At 52.1% G+C, this 15,032-nt stretch carries 16 protein-coding genes; 12 read left to right on the forward strand and 4 right to left on the reverse strand.

The genetic code is table 11. The features are described 5' to 3' along the window. Positions 1–83: 83 nt before the first annotated feature. Positions 84–1,310, forward strand: a complete 1,227-nt coding sequence (gene thiI / locus PAT3040_RS03125; RefSeq protein ID WP_087567660.1) for a tRNA uracil 4-sulfurtransferase ThiI — start codon at positions 84–86, stop codon at positions 1,308–1,310. Positions 1,311–1,339: 29 nt separating this feature from the next. Here thiI and PAT3040_RS03130 read toward each other — a convergent pair whose 3' ends face one another. After that, positions 1,340–2,062, reverse strand: coding sequence for a TerC family protein (locus PAT3040_RS03130; RefSeq protein WP_087567661.1), 723 nt, complete (start codon positions 2,060–2,062; stop codon positions 1,340–1,342). Between the two features lie 142 nt (positions 2,063–2,204). Between PAT3040_RS03130 and PAT3040_RS03135 the strand changes: the two genes are divergently transcribed. The 7 genes from PAT3040_RS03135 (at position 2,205) to PAT3040_RS36725 (ending at position 7,646) form a co-directional block, all read left to right on the forward strand. Beyond that, positions 2,205–2,864: a TerC family protein gene (locus PAT3040_RS03135; RefSeq protein ID WP_108991496.1), complete on the forward strand. Its 660-nt coding sequence runs from the start codon at positions 2,205–2,207 to the stop codon at positions 2,862–2,864. Positions 2,865–3,243: 379 nt separating this feature from the next. Then, positions 3,244–3,726 carry a hypothetical protein gene (locus tag PAT3040_RS03140; protein WP_108991497.1) on the forward strand — a complete coding sequence of 161 codons (483 nt, stop codon included), beginning with the start codon at positions 3,244–3,246 and terminating at the stop codon, positions 3,724–3,726. Between the two features lie 105 nt (positions 3,727–3,831). After that, a complete protein-coding gene (gene typA / locus PAT3040_RS03145) occupies positions 3,832–5,673 on the forward strand; it encodes a translational GTPase TypA (RefSeq protein WP_108991498.1) in 1,842 nt (613 codons plus the stop codon). 87 nt (positions 5,674–5,760) lie between these two features. After that, positions 5,761–6,072 carry a YlaH-like family protein gene (locus PAT3040_RS03150; protein WP_087567665.1) on the forward strand — a complete coding sequence of 104 codons (312 nt, stop codon included), beginning with the start codon at positions 5,761–5,763 and terminating at the stop codon, positions 6,070–6,072. Beyond that, positions 6,069–6,341, forward strand: coding sequence for a hypothetical protein (locus tag PAT3040_RS03155; protein ID WP_087567666.1), 273 nt, complete (start codon positions 6,069–6,071; stop codon positions 6,339–6,341). Before PAT3040_RS03150 ends, PAT3040_RS03155 begins: the two co-directional genes overlap by 4 nt. 16 nt (positions 6,342–6,357) lie before the next feature. Then, entirely contained in the window at positions 6,358–7,422 is a 1,065-nt protein-coding gene (locus tag PAT3040_RS03160) for an LCP family protein (protein ID WP_087567667.1), read from the forward strand. 86 nt (positions 7,423–7,508) lie between these two features. Continuing rightward, the gene (locus tag PAT3040_RS36725; protein WP_181376421.1) at positions 7,509–7,646 is read left to right on the forward strand and encodes a hypothetical protein; all 138 of its coding nucleotides are present in this window, start codon (positions 7,509–7,511) and stop codon (positions 7,644–7,646) included. Between the two features lie 54 nt (positions 7,647–7,700). Here PAT3040_RS36725 and PAT3040_RS03165 read toward each other — a convergent pair whose 3' ends face one another. Next, a complete protein-coding gene (locus PAT3040_RS03165; RefSeq protein WP_108991499.1) occupies positions 7,701–8,258 on the reverse strand; it encodes a YhcN/YlaJ family sporulation lipoprotein in 558 nt (185 codons plus the stop codon). A 125-nt stretch (positions 8,259–8,383) separates the two neighbouring features. Here PAT3040_RS03165 and PAT3040_RS03170 point away from each other — a divergent pair, with 125 nt between their 5' ends. Both PAT3040_RS03170 and PAT3040_RS03175 read left to right on the forward strand, forming a co-directional pair. Further along, entirely contained in the window at positions 8,384–9,721 is a 1,338-nt protein-coding gene (locus PAT3040_RS03170) for a PhoH family protein (RefSeq protein ID WP_087567669.1), read from the forward strand. A gap of 134 nt (positions 9,722–9,855) precedes the next feature. Beyond that, positions 9,856–11,238 (forward strand): extracellular solute-binding protein, encoded by a 1,383-nt coding sequence (locus PAT3040_RS03175; protein ID WP_181376422.1) that lies wholly within the window; start codon positions 9,856–9,858, stop codon positions 11,236–11,238. Between the two features lie 54 nt (positions 11,239–11,292). Here the strand turns inward: PAT3040_RS03175 and PAT3040_RS03180 are convergent, their stop codons facing one another. Next, entirely contained in the window at positions 11,293–12,396 is a 1,104-nt protein-coding gene (locus tag PAT3040_RS03180) for a coiled-coil domain-containing protein (RefSeq protein ID WP_146200345.1), read from the reverse strand. Between the two features lie 182 nt (positions 12,397–12,578). Here PAT3040_RS03180 and PAT3040_RS03185 point away from each other — a divergent pair, with 182 nt between their 5' ends. Next, a complete protein-coding gene (locus PAT3040_RS03185) occupies positions 12,579–13,754 on the forward strand; it encodes a class I SAM-dependent methyltransferase (protein WP_108991502.1) in 1,176 nt (391 codons plus the stop codon). 72 nt (positions 13,755–13,826) lie between these two features. On the opposite strand, the gene PAT3040_RS03190 is transcribed toward PAT3040_RS03185, so the two are convergent. After that, entirely contained in the window at positions 13,827–14,063 is a 237-nt protein-coding gene (locus PAT3040_RS03190; RefSeq protein ID WP_087567673.1) for a DUF2626 domain-containing protein, read from the reverse strand. 266 nt (positions 14,064–14,329) lie between these two features. On the opposite strand from PAT3040_RS03190, the gene PAT3040_RS03195 reads away from it, so the two are divergent. Then, positions 14,330–14,992 (forward strand): RsfA family transcriptional regulator, encoded by a 663-nt coding sequence (locus PAT3040_RS03195; protein ID WP_108991503.1) that lies wholly within the window; start codon positions 14,330–14,332, stop codon positions 14,990–14,992. The last annotated feature ends 40 nt before the right edge of the window (positions 14,993–15,032 follow it).

The following is a 15,032-nucleotide window of genomic DNA, read 5'->3' on the forward strand; positions in this document are numbered from 1 at the left end:
TGACGAAAAGCACGTCGATATCCTGATTACGGCGATTAAAGAAGTCATTGAGCAATTGAAGCCGCTTGAGAGGAGCACTTAAGTTGATATTCGACCAGATCGTTTTAAGGTACGGGGACTTGACCATGAAGGGAAGAAACCGAAACCAGTTCGAAAAAAAAATGCTGCAGCAGGTCAAAAATGCGCTGTCGGGTTACGAAGGGGTCACCTATTGGAAAACGTACGGAAGGCTGTACGTCAAGCTGAACGGACATCCCTGGGAGCCTGTGGCCGGACGGCTGAAGGAATTATTCGGCCTTGTTTCTCTTAGTCCCGTACGCAGTACGGAGAGCGGGCTGGAGGAGATTCGATCCGCGGCTATGACCGTAATGAATGCGCTCGGCAAGCCTCCGAAGACGTTTAAGGTAAGCGTCAAAAGAGCATGGAAGGGTTTCCCGCACAGCTCGCACGAGATGAACCATCTCGTCGGCGCACATATTCTGAGAGCCTTCCCGGAGCTGAGCGTAGATGTCAGAAATCCGGAGGTCGAGCTTAAGGTCGATATCCAGGAGGAAGCGACTTATGTGTTCTGCGAAGTTATTCCAGCGGCAGGAGGGTTTCCGTTCGGCTCCAACGGGAAGGCTTTGCTTCTTCTCTCCGGCGGTATCGACAGTCCCGTAGCGGGCTGGATGGCCATGCGCAAAGGACTTGAGGTGGAAGCTGTCCACTTCCACAGTTACCCTTACACAAGCGAACAAGCGAAGGATAAAGTCGTAGAGCTTGCCAGAAGATTGACCTACTTCAGCGGGGTATCGATGAAACTTCATTTGGTTCCGTTTACGGAGATCCAGACCACCCTTGCTCAATCCGGTCAGGAGCATCTTATCATTACCCTCATGCGAAGAGCGATGCTGCGAATAACGGAGCGTATCGCTGAGAGCAGCGGAGCTGGCGGCATCGTCACCGGCGAGAGCCTCGGCCAGGTTGCCAGTCAGACGCTTGCCAGCATGAACGTGATCGGGCGGGCGACGCAGCTGCCCCTGATCAAACCGCTGATTATGATGGACAAGCAGGAGATTATTAATATTGCCTACCGGATCGGCACTTATGAAACGTCGATATTGCCTTACGAGGACTGCTGCACGTTGTTTTTGCCCAAGTCGCCGAGCACGAATCCCAATCTGCGTGTAGTCGAGAGGATAGAAGCGGGACTCGGCGGTCTGAGCGATATGATCGAGACGGCCGTGCGGGATACGGAAGTGATCAAGCTGTATCCTAACGCCCCTGCAGCGAAAAGCGACAACCCGTCACAAGAGGATGCATGGTTCTGATCTTAGTATAAAAAGAAAAGCAGCGAACCCTAGTGGGCTCCGCTGCTTTCTTGTTTCTTGGCTGTTTTGGCCATATTGCGTTTGTTCGTTAAGTAACCCGCGAGAACGGTCAGAATGACGACTACGATGATGAAGGACCAGTAAATGACTTTGTCGTCTTCCAGGAAGCCGTTAAACTTCTTCTCGTGCGTGATCATCTTGGCAGCCGTGTATGCAAGCACGGCGGATCCGATATAGACGATCCAACTGAATTTGTTGATCAGCTTGATGAACAGCGTGCTGCCCCATACGACGACTGGGATACTGATCAGCAGTCCCAGAATAACGAGAATCAGCTCGTGATCGCCATGCGATGTGCCTTTGGCAGCGCCCGCTACAGCGATGACGTTATCAATGCCCATCGCCGCGTCGGCGATAATAATTGTCCGGATCGACTGCCAGAGCGTGTTGCCCGCTTTGATGTTATCGTGGCTTTCCTCTTGTACAAGCAGTTTGTATGCGATCCATACGAGGAGCAGGCCGCCGGCCAAATTGAGCCATGGCACGTCCAGCAAGTACACGACGAGCACCGTTGCAATGACACGAATGCCGACAGCGCCGACGGTTCCCCAGATAACGGCTTGTTTCTGTTGATGCTTGGGCAGCTTCGCAGCCGCAAGTCCTATGACAATGGCGTTATCCCCGGCCAGAATGAGGTCGATGAAAACGATGGTCATCAGAGCGGTGAAAAACTCGACCGAGAAAAAATCCATATTTTAGTTCCTCCTTTCGATAAGCTTTGCATTATGAAGTCTACATCAAATATGTCCGTTCGTGAAGATGGTCAATCATTTTTTTTGGACATATTCTCCAAAGCTTGGACATACCCCTGTTATGAGAGGGGAGTGTTCGCGTGTGGACAGCACACTTATTTTTCTACAAATCGTCTTAATTAATGTATTGCTAAGCGGAGACAATGCCATCGTCATCGCAATGGCCAGCCAGCACCTCCCTTCAGCGCAGAGGAAAAGGGCCATCTGGTGGGGAGCATTCGCCGCCGTCGCGCTTCGATGTCTGCTTACGGTCGTCGCGCTGCAGCTTTTGCAAATTCCGTTCCTTCAAGCCGTCGGCGCATTCCTGCTGTTATACATCGCAATCAAGCTGCTGCAAGATGCCGGCGCCGGGCACGGCAATGGGAGCGTCAAGAGGGCTACCACGCTCGGACATGCCATCTGGACCATCGTGACGGCCGACTTCATCATGAGTCTTGACAACGTATTGGCTATCGCTGCAGTTGCGGACGGCGACCTCGTGCTGGTGCTTCTCGGCATTGCGCTCAGCATTCCGATGATCGTGTGGGGAAGCCAGCTGCTGGGCACGCTTCTTCAGAAGGTGCCGGCGCTTGGGTACATAGGGGCTGCTCTGCTGGCATTCGCGGCGGGCGAGATGCTGATGAAGGATCCCGGCATGAACGCCGTGCTGTTTCATAACTCCAAGATGCTGTCCGAGCTGATTCCGCTATTATGCGTGCCACTAGTCGTTGCCCTAGCCGTTTGGAAGAAAAAAACCGTTTAAGAGGTTGTTCAAAAAGTCCGCTTCCCATTACGAAGTAATCCAAGAAGACTACTCGACGTCGAATATTGAATTCAGCCGAACCTTCCGGTGCTCACGTAGCGCTGCTACGCTCTGCTCCTCAGGTTCTAGCTTCATCCAATCTTCTCGGTACTGAGAACCGAATTTTTTGAACACACACTTTAATTACTTTTTTTTGAACACCTGTAAAAATGCAAAAATACGCTTCGGCTGCGCCTTTTGGAAGGCGCGGTCGATTTTTTTTTGCTCTGGCAACTCTTCGTACTGGTTTTTTTGCCGCAGTTCCTATAAACTAATATAGATAAAATTCGCCGTCTTTCGTCTTGTCTATACGATTGATGTTGTAAGGAGCGGAAGAGTTATGCCATCTAACAAATATTCCGCTGGAATTATTTTGCTGTTAGCCGGGGTCGTTATTCTGTTGGGCAAAGTAGGCGTGTTCAGCTTTCTGGGCGCGATCTTCTGGCCTTTGCTCGTCTTGATCCCGGGCGTGCTTTTGCATGTGCTCTATTTCGGCAGAATTGTTCCGGCTGTCGCGCTTGTACCCGGCGGTATGCTCGTTGTGTATTCGCTGCTGTTCATCGTCTGCAACATTGCCGGATGGGAGAGCCTTAAATACCTGTGGCCGCTGTTCGTATTCGGGGTTGCTGCAGGGCTCTACGAATATTACATGTTCGGCAGCAATGTGCCGCGCGTCGTATTCACCGCATCGCTCGGTATCGGTATCGCGTCTATCGTATTCCTTCTCTTGATCCTGCTATGGAGCTGGGGCATCTACCTTGTTGCGGCCGCGCTCATCGCAGCAGGGACTTGGATGATGTTCGGCACTCGCAAACGTTGGTAAGTCAGCCTGACCGCAAGACCGTATTACCGCAAGGCCTTAATAAAAGAACGTGTTCAAAAAGTTCGGTAAAAAGAAGAAATTTAAAAAGTGGAGTGGTTATTTCTTATGCAAGCAAGAGAGAACATACGCAACATCGCCATCATCGCGCACGTAGACCATGGCAAAACAACGCTGGTTGACAAGCTGCTTCAACAATCGGGCACATTTAGGGAGCATGAATCCGTACAGGAGCGTGCGATGGACTCGGGCGATCTGGAGCGCGAGCGCGGCATTACGATTTTGGCCAAGAACACGGCCATCAATTACAAGAACTTCCTGATCAACATCGTAGACACGCCTGGACACGCCGACTTCGGCGGCGAAGTAGAACGGATTATGAAGATGGTTGACGGCGTATTGCTCGTCGTTGACGCCTTCGAAGGTTGTATGCCGCAGACGAAGTTCGTACTGCGCAAGGCGCTTGAGCATCAGCTTACGCCGATCGTAGTCGTGAACAAGATCGACCGTCCTAACGCGAGACCGACAGAAGTCATCGACGAGGTGTTGGACTTGTTTATCGAGCTTGGCGCCAACGACGAGCAACTGGAGTTCCCGGTTGTGTACGCATCCGCGCTGATGGGCAAATCCAGTCTGGATCCCGAGAAACAGGACGACAACATGCAGGCGCTGTACGAGACGATCGTCAGCCATATCCCGTCCCCGACGGAAAGCACGGTAGACCCGCTTCAATTCCTGGTTACGCTGCTTGACTATAACGAATATCTTGGCCGCATTGCGATCGGCCGCGTTAACCGCGGCACAATCAATCAAGGCCAGTCTGTTGCGGTAATCGACCATGACGGCAAGACGAAGCAGGCTCGCATCGAGAAGCTGTTCGGCTTCCAGGGGCTTAAACGCATTGAAATTCCTGAAGCCGGAGCAGGCGATATTGTCGCCATTGCCGGCATTCGCGAAATCAACATCGGCGAGACGATCGCAGATCCGCAGCGTCCAGAAGCGCTGCCGGTGCTCAAGATCGACGAACCGACTTTGCAGATGACATTTCTGGTCAATAACAGTCCGTTCGCGGGCCGCGAAGGCAAGTGGGTGACGTCCCGCAAGCTGCGCGAGCGTCTCTTTAAGGAGCTGGAGACGGACGTGGCGCTTCGCGTCGACGAGACGGATAGCCCGGATGCCTTCGTCGTATCCGGACGCGGCGAGCTGCATCTCGGCATCCTGATCGAGAATATGCGCCGCGAGGGCTTTGAGCTTCAGGTATCGAAGCCCGAAGTAATCGTGAAAGAAATCGATGGCCTTAAACAAGAGCCGTACGAGCGTCTGTTGATCGACGTGCCCGAAGAAAGCATGGGTTCCGTTATGGAGTCTCTGGGCACTCGCAAAGCAGAGATGGTTAACATGATCAACAATGGCAGCGGACAAGTACGTCTGGAGTTCATTATCCCGGCTCGCGGTCTCATCGGCTACCGGACCTCGTTCCTGACGCTGACTCGCGGCTATGGCATTATGAACCACGCATTCGACAGCTACGGTCCGCTTGCCGGATCCAGTGTGGGCGGCCGTCACCAAGGCGTTCTGGTTGCCAGCGAAAACGGCACATCTACCTTCTACGGCATGATGGGCGTAGAAGATCGCGGCTTGCTCTTCTTGGAGCCGGGCGCAGAAATCTATGAAGGAATGATCGTCGGCGAGCATAACCGCGACAACGACATCATCGTCAACATTTGCAAGGAGAAGCAATTGTCCAACGTTCGTTCTGCGGGCAAGGACGACACCGTTAAGCTGAAAACGCCGGTCATCTTCTCCTTGGAACAGGCTCTCGAGTATCTGAACGATGACGAATATTGCGAGATTACGCCGAAGTCGATTCGTCTGCGCAAAAAAATTCTGGTGAAGAGCGAGCGCGAGCGTGCGGAAAAACACCGGAAGATGTCGCAAGCTGGCGTGTAATCAACCAGCGCACCCGCGAGGGAAGGCCTATTACGGGGAGTTCGCCGCCAAGGCGGACTCCCCTTAACGTTGTAGGAGGGAATATCCATGCAGGAATGGTTAAGCGATCATAAGTTGGTTTCATATCTGATCATTTTGGCTTTTACGATCTACATATTTAATTCAGTCTTCCGTCCGCAAGCGAGGCTACCTATTCTTAAGGAGATTCTTGTTTATCTGCTGATGGCATTCGGATCCTTTATTCTTATGATTCTTCAGGTGGACAAGCTGCCCATCATCCAGTGTATGGCTGTCGCCGTCATTATGATGCTCATGCTGAGAGGCAGGCAGTTGTACGATAAGTGGAAGAAAGGCAAAGGGCCCCAAGACGGTACGGGCAAGCCGGAGTCGGGACGATGAGACTGGAGGACGCTTTGTTTTATTGGCTGCAGATCAAGCTGGTTGCCGAAGGCCGTCCGGATGACGATGCGGCGCTTCGCACGCTTGCGTTCTTCGAAGACATTTTGCGCGAGGACCATGGACTGGATCAAGTTGCAGTCTCGTCGATGGACAATGCACGGATTGAGGTAACCTACGAGAAGGCAGGCAAGCCATACAGCCAGCACTATCCTCGCGAGCTAGGCGAAGCGTTGCTTCAAGACATTATTTCGAATCCCAAATATAACTAACGAGAAGGTGGACTCCATGAGCCAAACATCCTTGCCCCCACGCTCGGAATCGCGCGGACAGACGAAGCCAACACCCGCAAAGGGCAAAAAACCTAAGAAGGTAAAAAAACGAAAAAGGGGATTGTCCATTTTTCTGGGCGTCTTCGCAGGTCTGCTCATTCTTGTCGCAGCTGCGCTTGGTTATGTCGTACTCAAGACGACGGATGCGATCGACAATATAAGCAGCGTAAGCAATAACGATGAAGGTGTAAAGGTGCCCGTCGCAGAGTCGGTAAAGAAGAAGCCCGTAGCTATGGTGCTGATGGGGCTCGATTCGAGAAGCCACGGAGGCGGATTGAACACGGACGTCATGATGGTGGCGGCATTTGATCCCGAGACAAAAAAGGCAACCGTCGTCTCCATTCCGCGAGATACATATATTGCCGTTGAAGGCTACAAAGGACGTAAAGCCAACAGCATCTATGCAGCTTTCTATAGCGATGCAAAGAGCAAGGGGGCCGATACGGAAAAAGCGCAGCTAGCCGGCAAAAAGGCGGTGAGCGACGTACTGGGCAAGCTGTTCGAAATTGACATCAAATATGCGGGAATCATTAATTTCCAAGGCTTCAGCGATGTTGTAGACGCCGTGGGAGGCGTGAAGGTCAACGTCGACATGCGAATGAAATATACGGATAACGCCGACGGCACGAAAATTGATCTGCAGCCCGGCATTCAGAACCTTGACGGCGACAAGGCGCTTGACTTCGTACGATATCGGAAGTCGAATGACGGCCGCAATATGTCGAGCGACTTCGACCGTAACCGAAGACAAAGCGAGGTAATTGGCGCGATCGTTGACAAGCTGACTTCCCTTGGAGGCGCAGCTAAGATTGGTTCCGTCATCGAGGCGGTTGGCAATAACATTCGAATCGATATGCCAAGCAGGGAAATTACGCGGATGCTGGAGACGTATTATTCTGTACGAAGCGATGACATTACGTTTCTTGCCCTTGACGGCGTCTGGCGCAGTCCCTATGTATATGCCGACGAAACAAGCCTTGCGAACGTCCGTACCGCCCTTAAGGAGAAAATGGGAGAATGAGCGTAGACTAACCTTAATATGATAACTTATAATGGAGCTAAGCTGCAGCTTATTCCCCCACATTCCAAGCCAAGGAGGTTGTGCGGATGACCGAAGAGAGAAGAAAGGGCAACCCGCTGCTTAATAGCATCTGGCGCTTGCATCAATTGGCTGAGAGCATGTTTGCAGACAACTTAATGGACAAGGAAGGCCGAGCTATGCCCGGCCTATGTAAAAAAGCCTAGTGAACCTCACTAGGCTTTTTGCAATTACAGGAAAGCAAATGTCGTCTGCGCTCCTTATTTGTCGCCGTTCATCGTATTCGGCCGGCCGGACTGCTGCCGCGATTTTGGATCATTATCGGCAGGCATAATGTCTCTCGGAACCTGCGGTATAATGCGTCCCATCATATCGGCCAGCTCCTCCGCGAATCCTGCAATGGGACGTCCATGGCGGATATCTTGACCAATCTCTGCCAGCCGGTTCGAAATATCAAGATCGGCCGTGACGAAGGCATCCACGCCGTAAGGATCGTTGCGCAATGCTTCCGCAACGGAATATTTGATGACGCCGACTCGGGATCGCTCCAGATTGCCGTCGACGTTGATGCCGACGATGGCCGTATTGCCGACAATAACGCAATGTGCGCTTTCTACGCCCTCTACGCCCGCAGCCAGCTCCTCCAGACGAACTTCAACGGCTGCCGGGTCCTCGATCAGCTTTTTGCCAGGCGCGTTCTGCTGGGTTCTGACGGACCCATTATGATATGGAGAGGGTGATGGTTCATTCCGCACGCTGGTGCCGCAGCCTGATACGACAACCGCCGCAGCGATCATGATTATTATCCATTTGTACATGTCTGCCACCTCATTCATGTGTGTACTCGCATGCGCGAACGCGCGAGCATCGTATGTCCAGTAGTTTGTCCGCTGCCAATTGAGGCTATGTATGCAAATGTATAACCGATGCCGGGAGGGGTACCATGAAAAAAATATTCGTGCTCGATACCAATGTGTTGCTGCATGATCCTCAGTCGCTCTTTGCATTCCATGATAACGAGGTCATCATCCCCGCGATCGTACTGGAAGAACTGGATTCCAAAAAAAGGCTGGCCGACGAGCTTGGCCGCAACGCCCGCTCCGTATCGCGACTGTTGGATCAAATGCGCGAGGAAGGGCATCTTCACGAAGGAATCACGCTACCGGGCGGCGGCTTGCTCAAGGTAGAGCTTAATCATAGAAGCTTCTTGCGCGTTCAGGAGATGTTCGGAGAGATGTCGAACGACAACCGGATTCTGGCTGTTGCGCTGAACTACAAGATGGAGCAAGAGGACGTTCTCGAGGAAGAAAAGCGGAGCGTCGTGCTCGTCAGCAAGGATGTGCTGGTGCGCATTAAGGCGGATGTGCTCGGACTGCAAGCGCAGGACTATCTCTCCGACCGCAACGTTGTCGACTCCGACCTGTATACCGGCTATCTGACGTTGTTCGTTCATCCATCGGTTATAGACGAATTTTATACGTATCGCTTTCTGAGCATCAATCAACTCCAGCTTAAGGCCAAGCTCAATCCCAATGAATTCGTCATTTTGCGGGACGAGATGGGGACGTCCAAGTCGGCGTTGCTCAAGGTCAGTCCGGACGGCTTAAGGCTGGAACCTCTCTATCTCAGCAACGAACCCGTATGGGGCATTACCGCCCGCAACGCCCAGCAGCGCATGGCGCTGGAATTGCTGCTTAACGACGATATTCCGCTTGTTACTTTGTCCGGCAAGGCAGGTACAGGGAAGACGCTGCTCGCCCTCGCGGCAGGACTGTTAAAGGTTGAGGACGAACACAAGTATAAGAAGCTGCTCATTGCCAGACCCGTTGTTCCGATGGGCAAGGATATCGGCTATTTGCCTGGGGAGAAGGAAGAGAAGCTGCGTCCGTGGATGCAGCCCATCTATGACAATCTGGAGTACCTGTTTGATACGAAGAAGGCAGGGGATATCGATAAAATTCTGATGGGAATGGGCAGCATACAGGTCGAAGCGCTGACCTACATTCGCGGACGCTCCATTCCGGGACAGTTTATAATCATTGACGAAGCTCAAAACTTGACGAAACATGAAGTAAAGACAATCGTCTCGCGGGTCGGCGAAGGAAGCAAAATCGTTCTGATGGGCGATCCCGGCCAAATCGATCATCCTTATCTCGACTCGCTTAGCAACGGACTGACGCATATCGTAGAGAAGTTTAAATACGAAGGCATCAGCGGCCATATGACGCTGGAGAAGGGCGAACGCTCCAAGCTGGCCCAGCATGCGGCTGATTTGCTGTAAAACGTATCTGTTGGTTTAGCTGACAGCCATATCCGCAGGAAACCAAGCACGGTGCACGAGAAGCGGCAAATCTCGGCAACGGCTTGGTTTTTTTGCTGCTGCGGGGATGGTCAGCCCATTCTTAGGATATGGGCTTGGACAAAAGGGAGAAAAGCTGGTATCCTATACGCAACTATGAACGGAAGCCGGAAAGGACGAATACGTTGACCTTGCGCAGAATTGTCCCGCTGCTGATCGGCGCGCTTCTATTGGCTGCCTTGCTGCTCCTGCATTTTACCCGCGTACTGGACTGGAATTGGGCGAGGGAAAGTCAGGGCGACAGCCAGTCTCCCGTTGTTTACGTCGGAGCGGAGAGGGTGGATACGCAGCCTTCGGAACTTTATGTAACCGTTTCCCTTGATGACGCGAGCTTCGCTCGCTTGACAAAGTTAAACGACAGATTTATGGCGCAATACCCGCACATCGAGGTCCATCTCCGCAACGAAGCTCCCGGAAGTCTGAGCTTCGAAGACTGGCTGACTGCAGGCAAGCGGGGCGATGCGCCGGATGTGATGTTGTTAAATAATGCCTTGGTGCTTCCATTGGCCGTACAGGGATACTTGAAGTCCGTCGACGCGCTTATGACGGGAGACATGCTGACGGATCAGCTCGCGGGCTTATTGGAGCCGCTGCGCTGGAATGGTTATCTGTGGGGCGTCCCGGCCGACATTGAACCGTATCTTCTCTTCTGGAACAAAGATATGTTAGCCGAACTCGGTCAGCAATCTCCAATCCCGGATGTCGCAAGACTGGATGAAACGTTAAAGAAGATGGCAGACGCGAATGCGGGGGAGCCTGCATACTTTACAAACCTGAGTCCTGGCGATTTGCATCAATTGCTGATCTGGGAAGCCAAATTTCATCAGGGAGAAGGAAAGTTCATTGCCTTAAAAAAAGCGGAAGAGACGGGAGGCGCGCCTCACCTGGAGTGGCTGAACAACCATGCGGAATATGTCTCCGGCATTCCGCTGTCCCAGCCCTTTAAGCTTAGCGAGCTGCTGATAGACAATCGCTTGCTTAGCGCCGTTATGACATGGGGTGCTTATTCGAAGCTGAATAAGGGGGTGCAGGAGAAGCTGATCCTTGATTCGGAAGGTTTGTCGTATCCGTGGCTTAATGGCAGCAGCTTCGCGATCTCTGCGGGCAGCAAACACGATGATGACGCCATTATTTGGATCGAGGAGATGACGGGGGCCGCCAATTCTGATGCCGCCTTTGGAGACGCCGGGAAGCTGCCTGTTCGAGTTTCGTTATACGGCGAGCAAGACCAGCTCGCATTCCGCAACGGGCCAATGCCGCCGGTATGGTGGTACGAAGCGCTTAACGCCAAGCAGCCGGAAGGAGAGAATGCCTTGGCCGATCCCTTGTGGCCGCTGCGCTGGCAGCAGTGGGAAACGGAGTGGCGTCTCCATTCCGGCGACGGCGAACTTCGTATTGCGGAATTTCTAGCGGCTGTTACGAGCAATCATCAAGAATAAGAGCAGCTTCTTCCAAAAAGAGAACATATTCTTTTTGTGATATTGGTTCCCGTTTTAGAGTGACACGCTGAGCTTGATAATCAGCTCGCCATCTTTTAATTCCACTTCCTTCGCCTTCAGGAAGGACAATACAAGCCCGGGGTAGAAGCCCAAGTCGAATTCTTCCTCCAACGATTGACGCGTCGTGTCAGGCAAGGCGAAGCCGTTAAACAATAATTCATCCACGTGGAAAATAATGCCGTTCTTCGGCTTGTCTTGAATGCTGTAACGACCGGATACGCTAATTTCCATTCCATCGCGCTTGCCGTGCGCCGTTATCTCGTTCTCCTCGAACGTAAAGGAAAACTGGTTAAAGCGTTCATCCTGCTCCCGAAGAAATTCGTTCAGCTTCTCCTCTGTCACGCGGATCGTGTAATTGAAGCCTTTGATCTCCAGCATATCCTTATTGTCTTGCACCCAGCCCGGGAGCTTGCCCATGGCCGATGACAGCGCCTTAAAATATTCGCGAACCTCGGCAAGTCCTGCCGTCTCCCAGAAGCTGGTCAGTTCCTTCATGAGAAGTCTGATTCGCTCGCTGTCCGATCGTCCGTTTAATTGTCCTTCGAGGTTCTTTTCCAGAGCCTGTACGCGCTCGCGCTGTTCTTTTAACCTGCGCTCCACCTCGGCAAGCTCGGTCTGCCTGCCTTCCAGCTTCCGATAGTCATCCTGCATGCTGCGGTATTCGCCGATATAGTCGTTCATCCTGGATTGGTCATGTGAGACGATGATATCAATATAATCGAGTACCTGGAAAAAAGAAGTCCAGGACTTCATCGTCAGCAGGGCTGTAAACATGGAATCCCGTTCTCCAGTGTAATAAGCATGAATCACATCGCCGGCTTGTTCGCGCTTGTCCGCGATACGAAGCTCTTGCTCGTGCAGCGCTGCCTCGGCTTCGGTCATCGTGGAGAGCAGCTCCTTGCGTTTTTCTTGAATGCGAAGGATTTCTTTGTCGATCTCAACGACGGACAGACTTTGCTCCAGCAGTTCGCGAATGCCGTCCTCAGGCGGATTCTCTTGCTTCTCGGCCATTACAGGAAGCTGAAGGGCGAACGTAATGCCGACAAGAATCGCTGCGAGCATACTGATGATCCTTCGTCGATAATAGATAGCGGCCAACGTCATCCTCCCTTCTTACCCCTCTATTGTATGCGACAGCCATTTCTATTACCACATAAGATTGCAGGAATCTGAAATTCTTATTGGCGATAAAACCCACCTTTTAAACGCGGTCGCACATCTTCGAAAGGCCTCGATAGAGGTTTTCTCATATCTTAGTTTAAGAAAAGGATGAATAACCCATGACGATCATAAAAGGACCAGCTTCTGCGGCAATCGAGAAACGAATATCCGAGTCCGGCTTGCGCGGAGCGGAGCTGTCGGCTGGCGGCGAGGCAGCCTGTATCACGTTCGCAGACTATATGGAGGTTTGCTTGTACGATCCCGAATCCGGCTATTATCGTGTCGGAGGCGCCAGAGTAGGGAAGTCAGGCGACTTTTATACCGTATCCGGCGTTGGAGATCTTATGGCCAGAGCGATCGCCGGAGCCGCTCACCAATGGCGCTCGGAGACTGCGAGAGATGATCTTGCGTCACTGCTGCTTGCAGAATGGGGAGCGGGCACGGGCAGGCTGTCCGCTCAGCTGGCTGCCGTCTTGTCGGAAGGCGAAGAAGGGTCTAGGATTCGCTTCAGGCAGCTCCTCGTCGAGGATCACAAGGGCCATCAGAATGAGATTGCCGAGACGTACAAGATGCTGCATGGGGGACCGCTCCCCGTGGTAAGAAGCTCGGACGAGGTTTGGGAGCAGGCGGAACGTTTGCTTGCCGGACCATTGTTGTTGATAGCAAATGAACTGCTGGACGCATTTCCCGTCCACCGGGTAACTCGCAAGGATGGAGTAATAGTGGAGCTCGGAGTGGCGGGAGATGCGGAGAACGGCTTCCGTTATGTCCGGCTGCCTCTTACTGACAAACGCATTCGGATGGAAATGGACCGGGGCGAGCTCACCTTGGAGGAAGGGGATATAAGGGAAGTTTGCCTGGCGGCAGGGGATTGGATCAGACGATTGGCGAGGGCGATGGGGAGCGGAAGGGTGCTGATCATCGATTACGGAGATTGCGGCGAGGAGTTGTCGGCTCCGTATCGAAGCGAGGGTACTTTTATGACCTACAGCAATCATCTGGCTTCCGATGAGCCGTTTCATAGGCCGGGCGGACGGGATTTGACGGCGCATGTTAATTTTACGGCTGTTAGACGCTGCGCCGAGGAAGCGGGCTTTACCACCCTTTATTACGGCACTCAGAAGGAGTTCCTGCTGGAGCAAGGGATGCTACAACTGCTTGTCGAGCATGACGGTGCCAATCCGTTCTCGTACGAGTCACGGCGCAACCGTGCCATTCGTCAGTTGCTGCTTGGAGACAATATGAGCGAATCATTTAAGGTGTTGTTGCTGGAGAAGCGTGAAAATTCCGTATAGCGCACTTAAAAAGAGCTGTCCGTACGCAGAACGTATTCTGCATTCGGACAGCTCTTTGCGCTTCAGGATTGACTAGAACGGCAAACTCATCTTGAAGACGGACCAATACGTGAATCCAATAAATGAGATCGCCATATATCCCCAGAACATCGTTATGTAAGTGCGTTCGGAGAAATTCAAGTAGCCTAGAAATACGAACGCTACAGCTTGCGCGAAGAACAGAAGCGCAAATTCGGTCATATGGCCTGCAAAAGCCATGAGCCCGATTACTAAGCACCAGAAACCAAGTACCCGATACATGCGTGCCATGTTACATCCCCCTTCCGCCTTGGCCCATTTTTTCTAAACTTCATTATAACGCCTGTCATCTGGAGTGTAAACCTGAAAGCGTGACTAATTCGCAATTTTTTGTGACGAGATGATATCCGCTTCTGACAGTTTGCTCAACCTTCTCCGAATTCATGTATGAGGAGTTCAAAATTTGGTTATACAATTTAGTATCCAATAGATTCTATGAACTCTACCAAGGGCATAGAGATAAAGTAAGCGCCTTTACGTTAGGAGGTTTCGATGGCATGACAGCAGTAAGACAAGATGCGTGGAGTCCGGACGACGATCTTATTCTCGCCGAAGTGACGCTGCGCCATATTAGAGAAGGCAGTACCCAGCTTGCAGCGTTCGAAGAAGTAGGGGAGAGGATTGGACGTACGTCGGCTGCTTGCGGCTTTCGTTGGAATAGTTGTGTCCGCAAGCGTTACGAGGATGCCATTCAGATTGCAAAGCAGCAACGCCAGAAACGCAACTATTTGAAAAAACAAACCGTAACGGCAGCCTCGGCTGTTACCTCTCAGGTATCTTCGATCTCGGTATTCGAGACGGAGGAGCGTATCTTCAAAGGGGATACAAACTCGTTGGACGAAGGATTGTCCGTCGATGCGGTGATCCGATTCTTGCGTACATGGAAGTCGACTTATCAGGATTTGTCCCGTCAAATCAAGCTGTTCGAAAAGGAAATGAAAGACAAGGAAGAGGAGTTGTTCCGGCTCCGCAGTGAGAATGAGAGATTGAACCACGAAGTCAACAACGCCCAAACCGATTACCGGACTGTCAACGATGACTACAAGACGTTGATCCAGATCATGGATCGAGCTCGCAGACTAACCGTTTTCTCGGGTGAAGAGGAAGCGAAGCCAAGGTTCAAAATGGATGCAAACGGAAATTTGGAACGAATCGAATAAGTTATGCGCCATGAAAACCCGCCGTTCTTGGAACGGCGGG

The organism is Paenibacillus agaridevorans (assembly GCF_003112455.1).
In the GTDB taxonomy this organism is placed as follows: Bacteria; Bacillota; Bacilli; order Paenibacillales; family Paenibacillaceae; genus Pristimantibacillus; species Pristimantibacillus agaridevorans.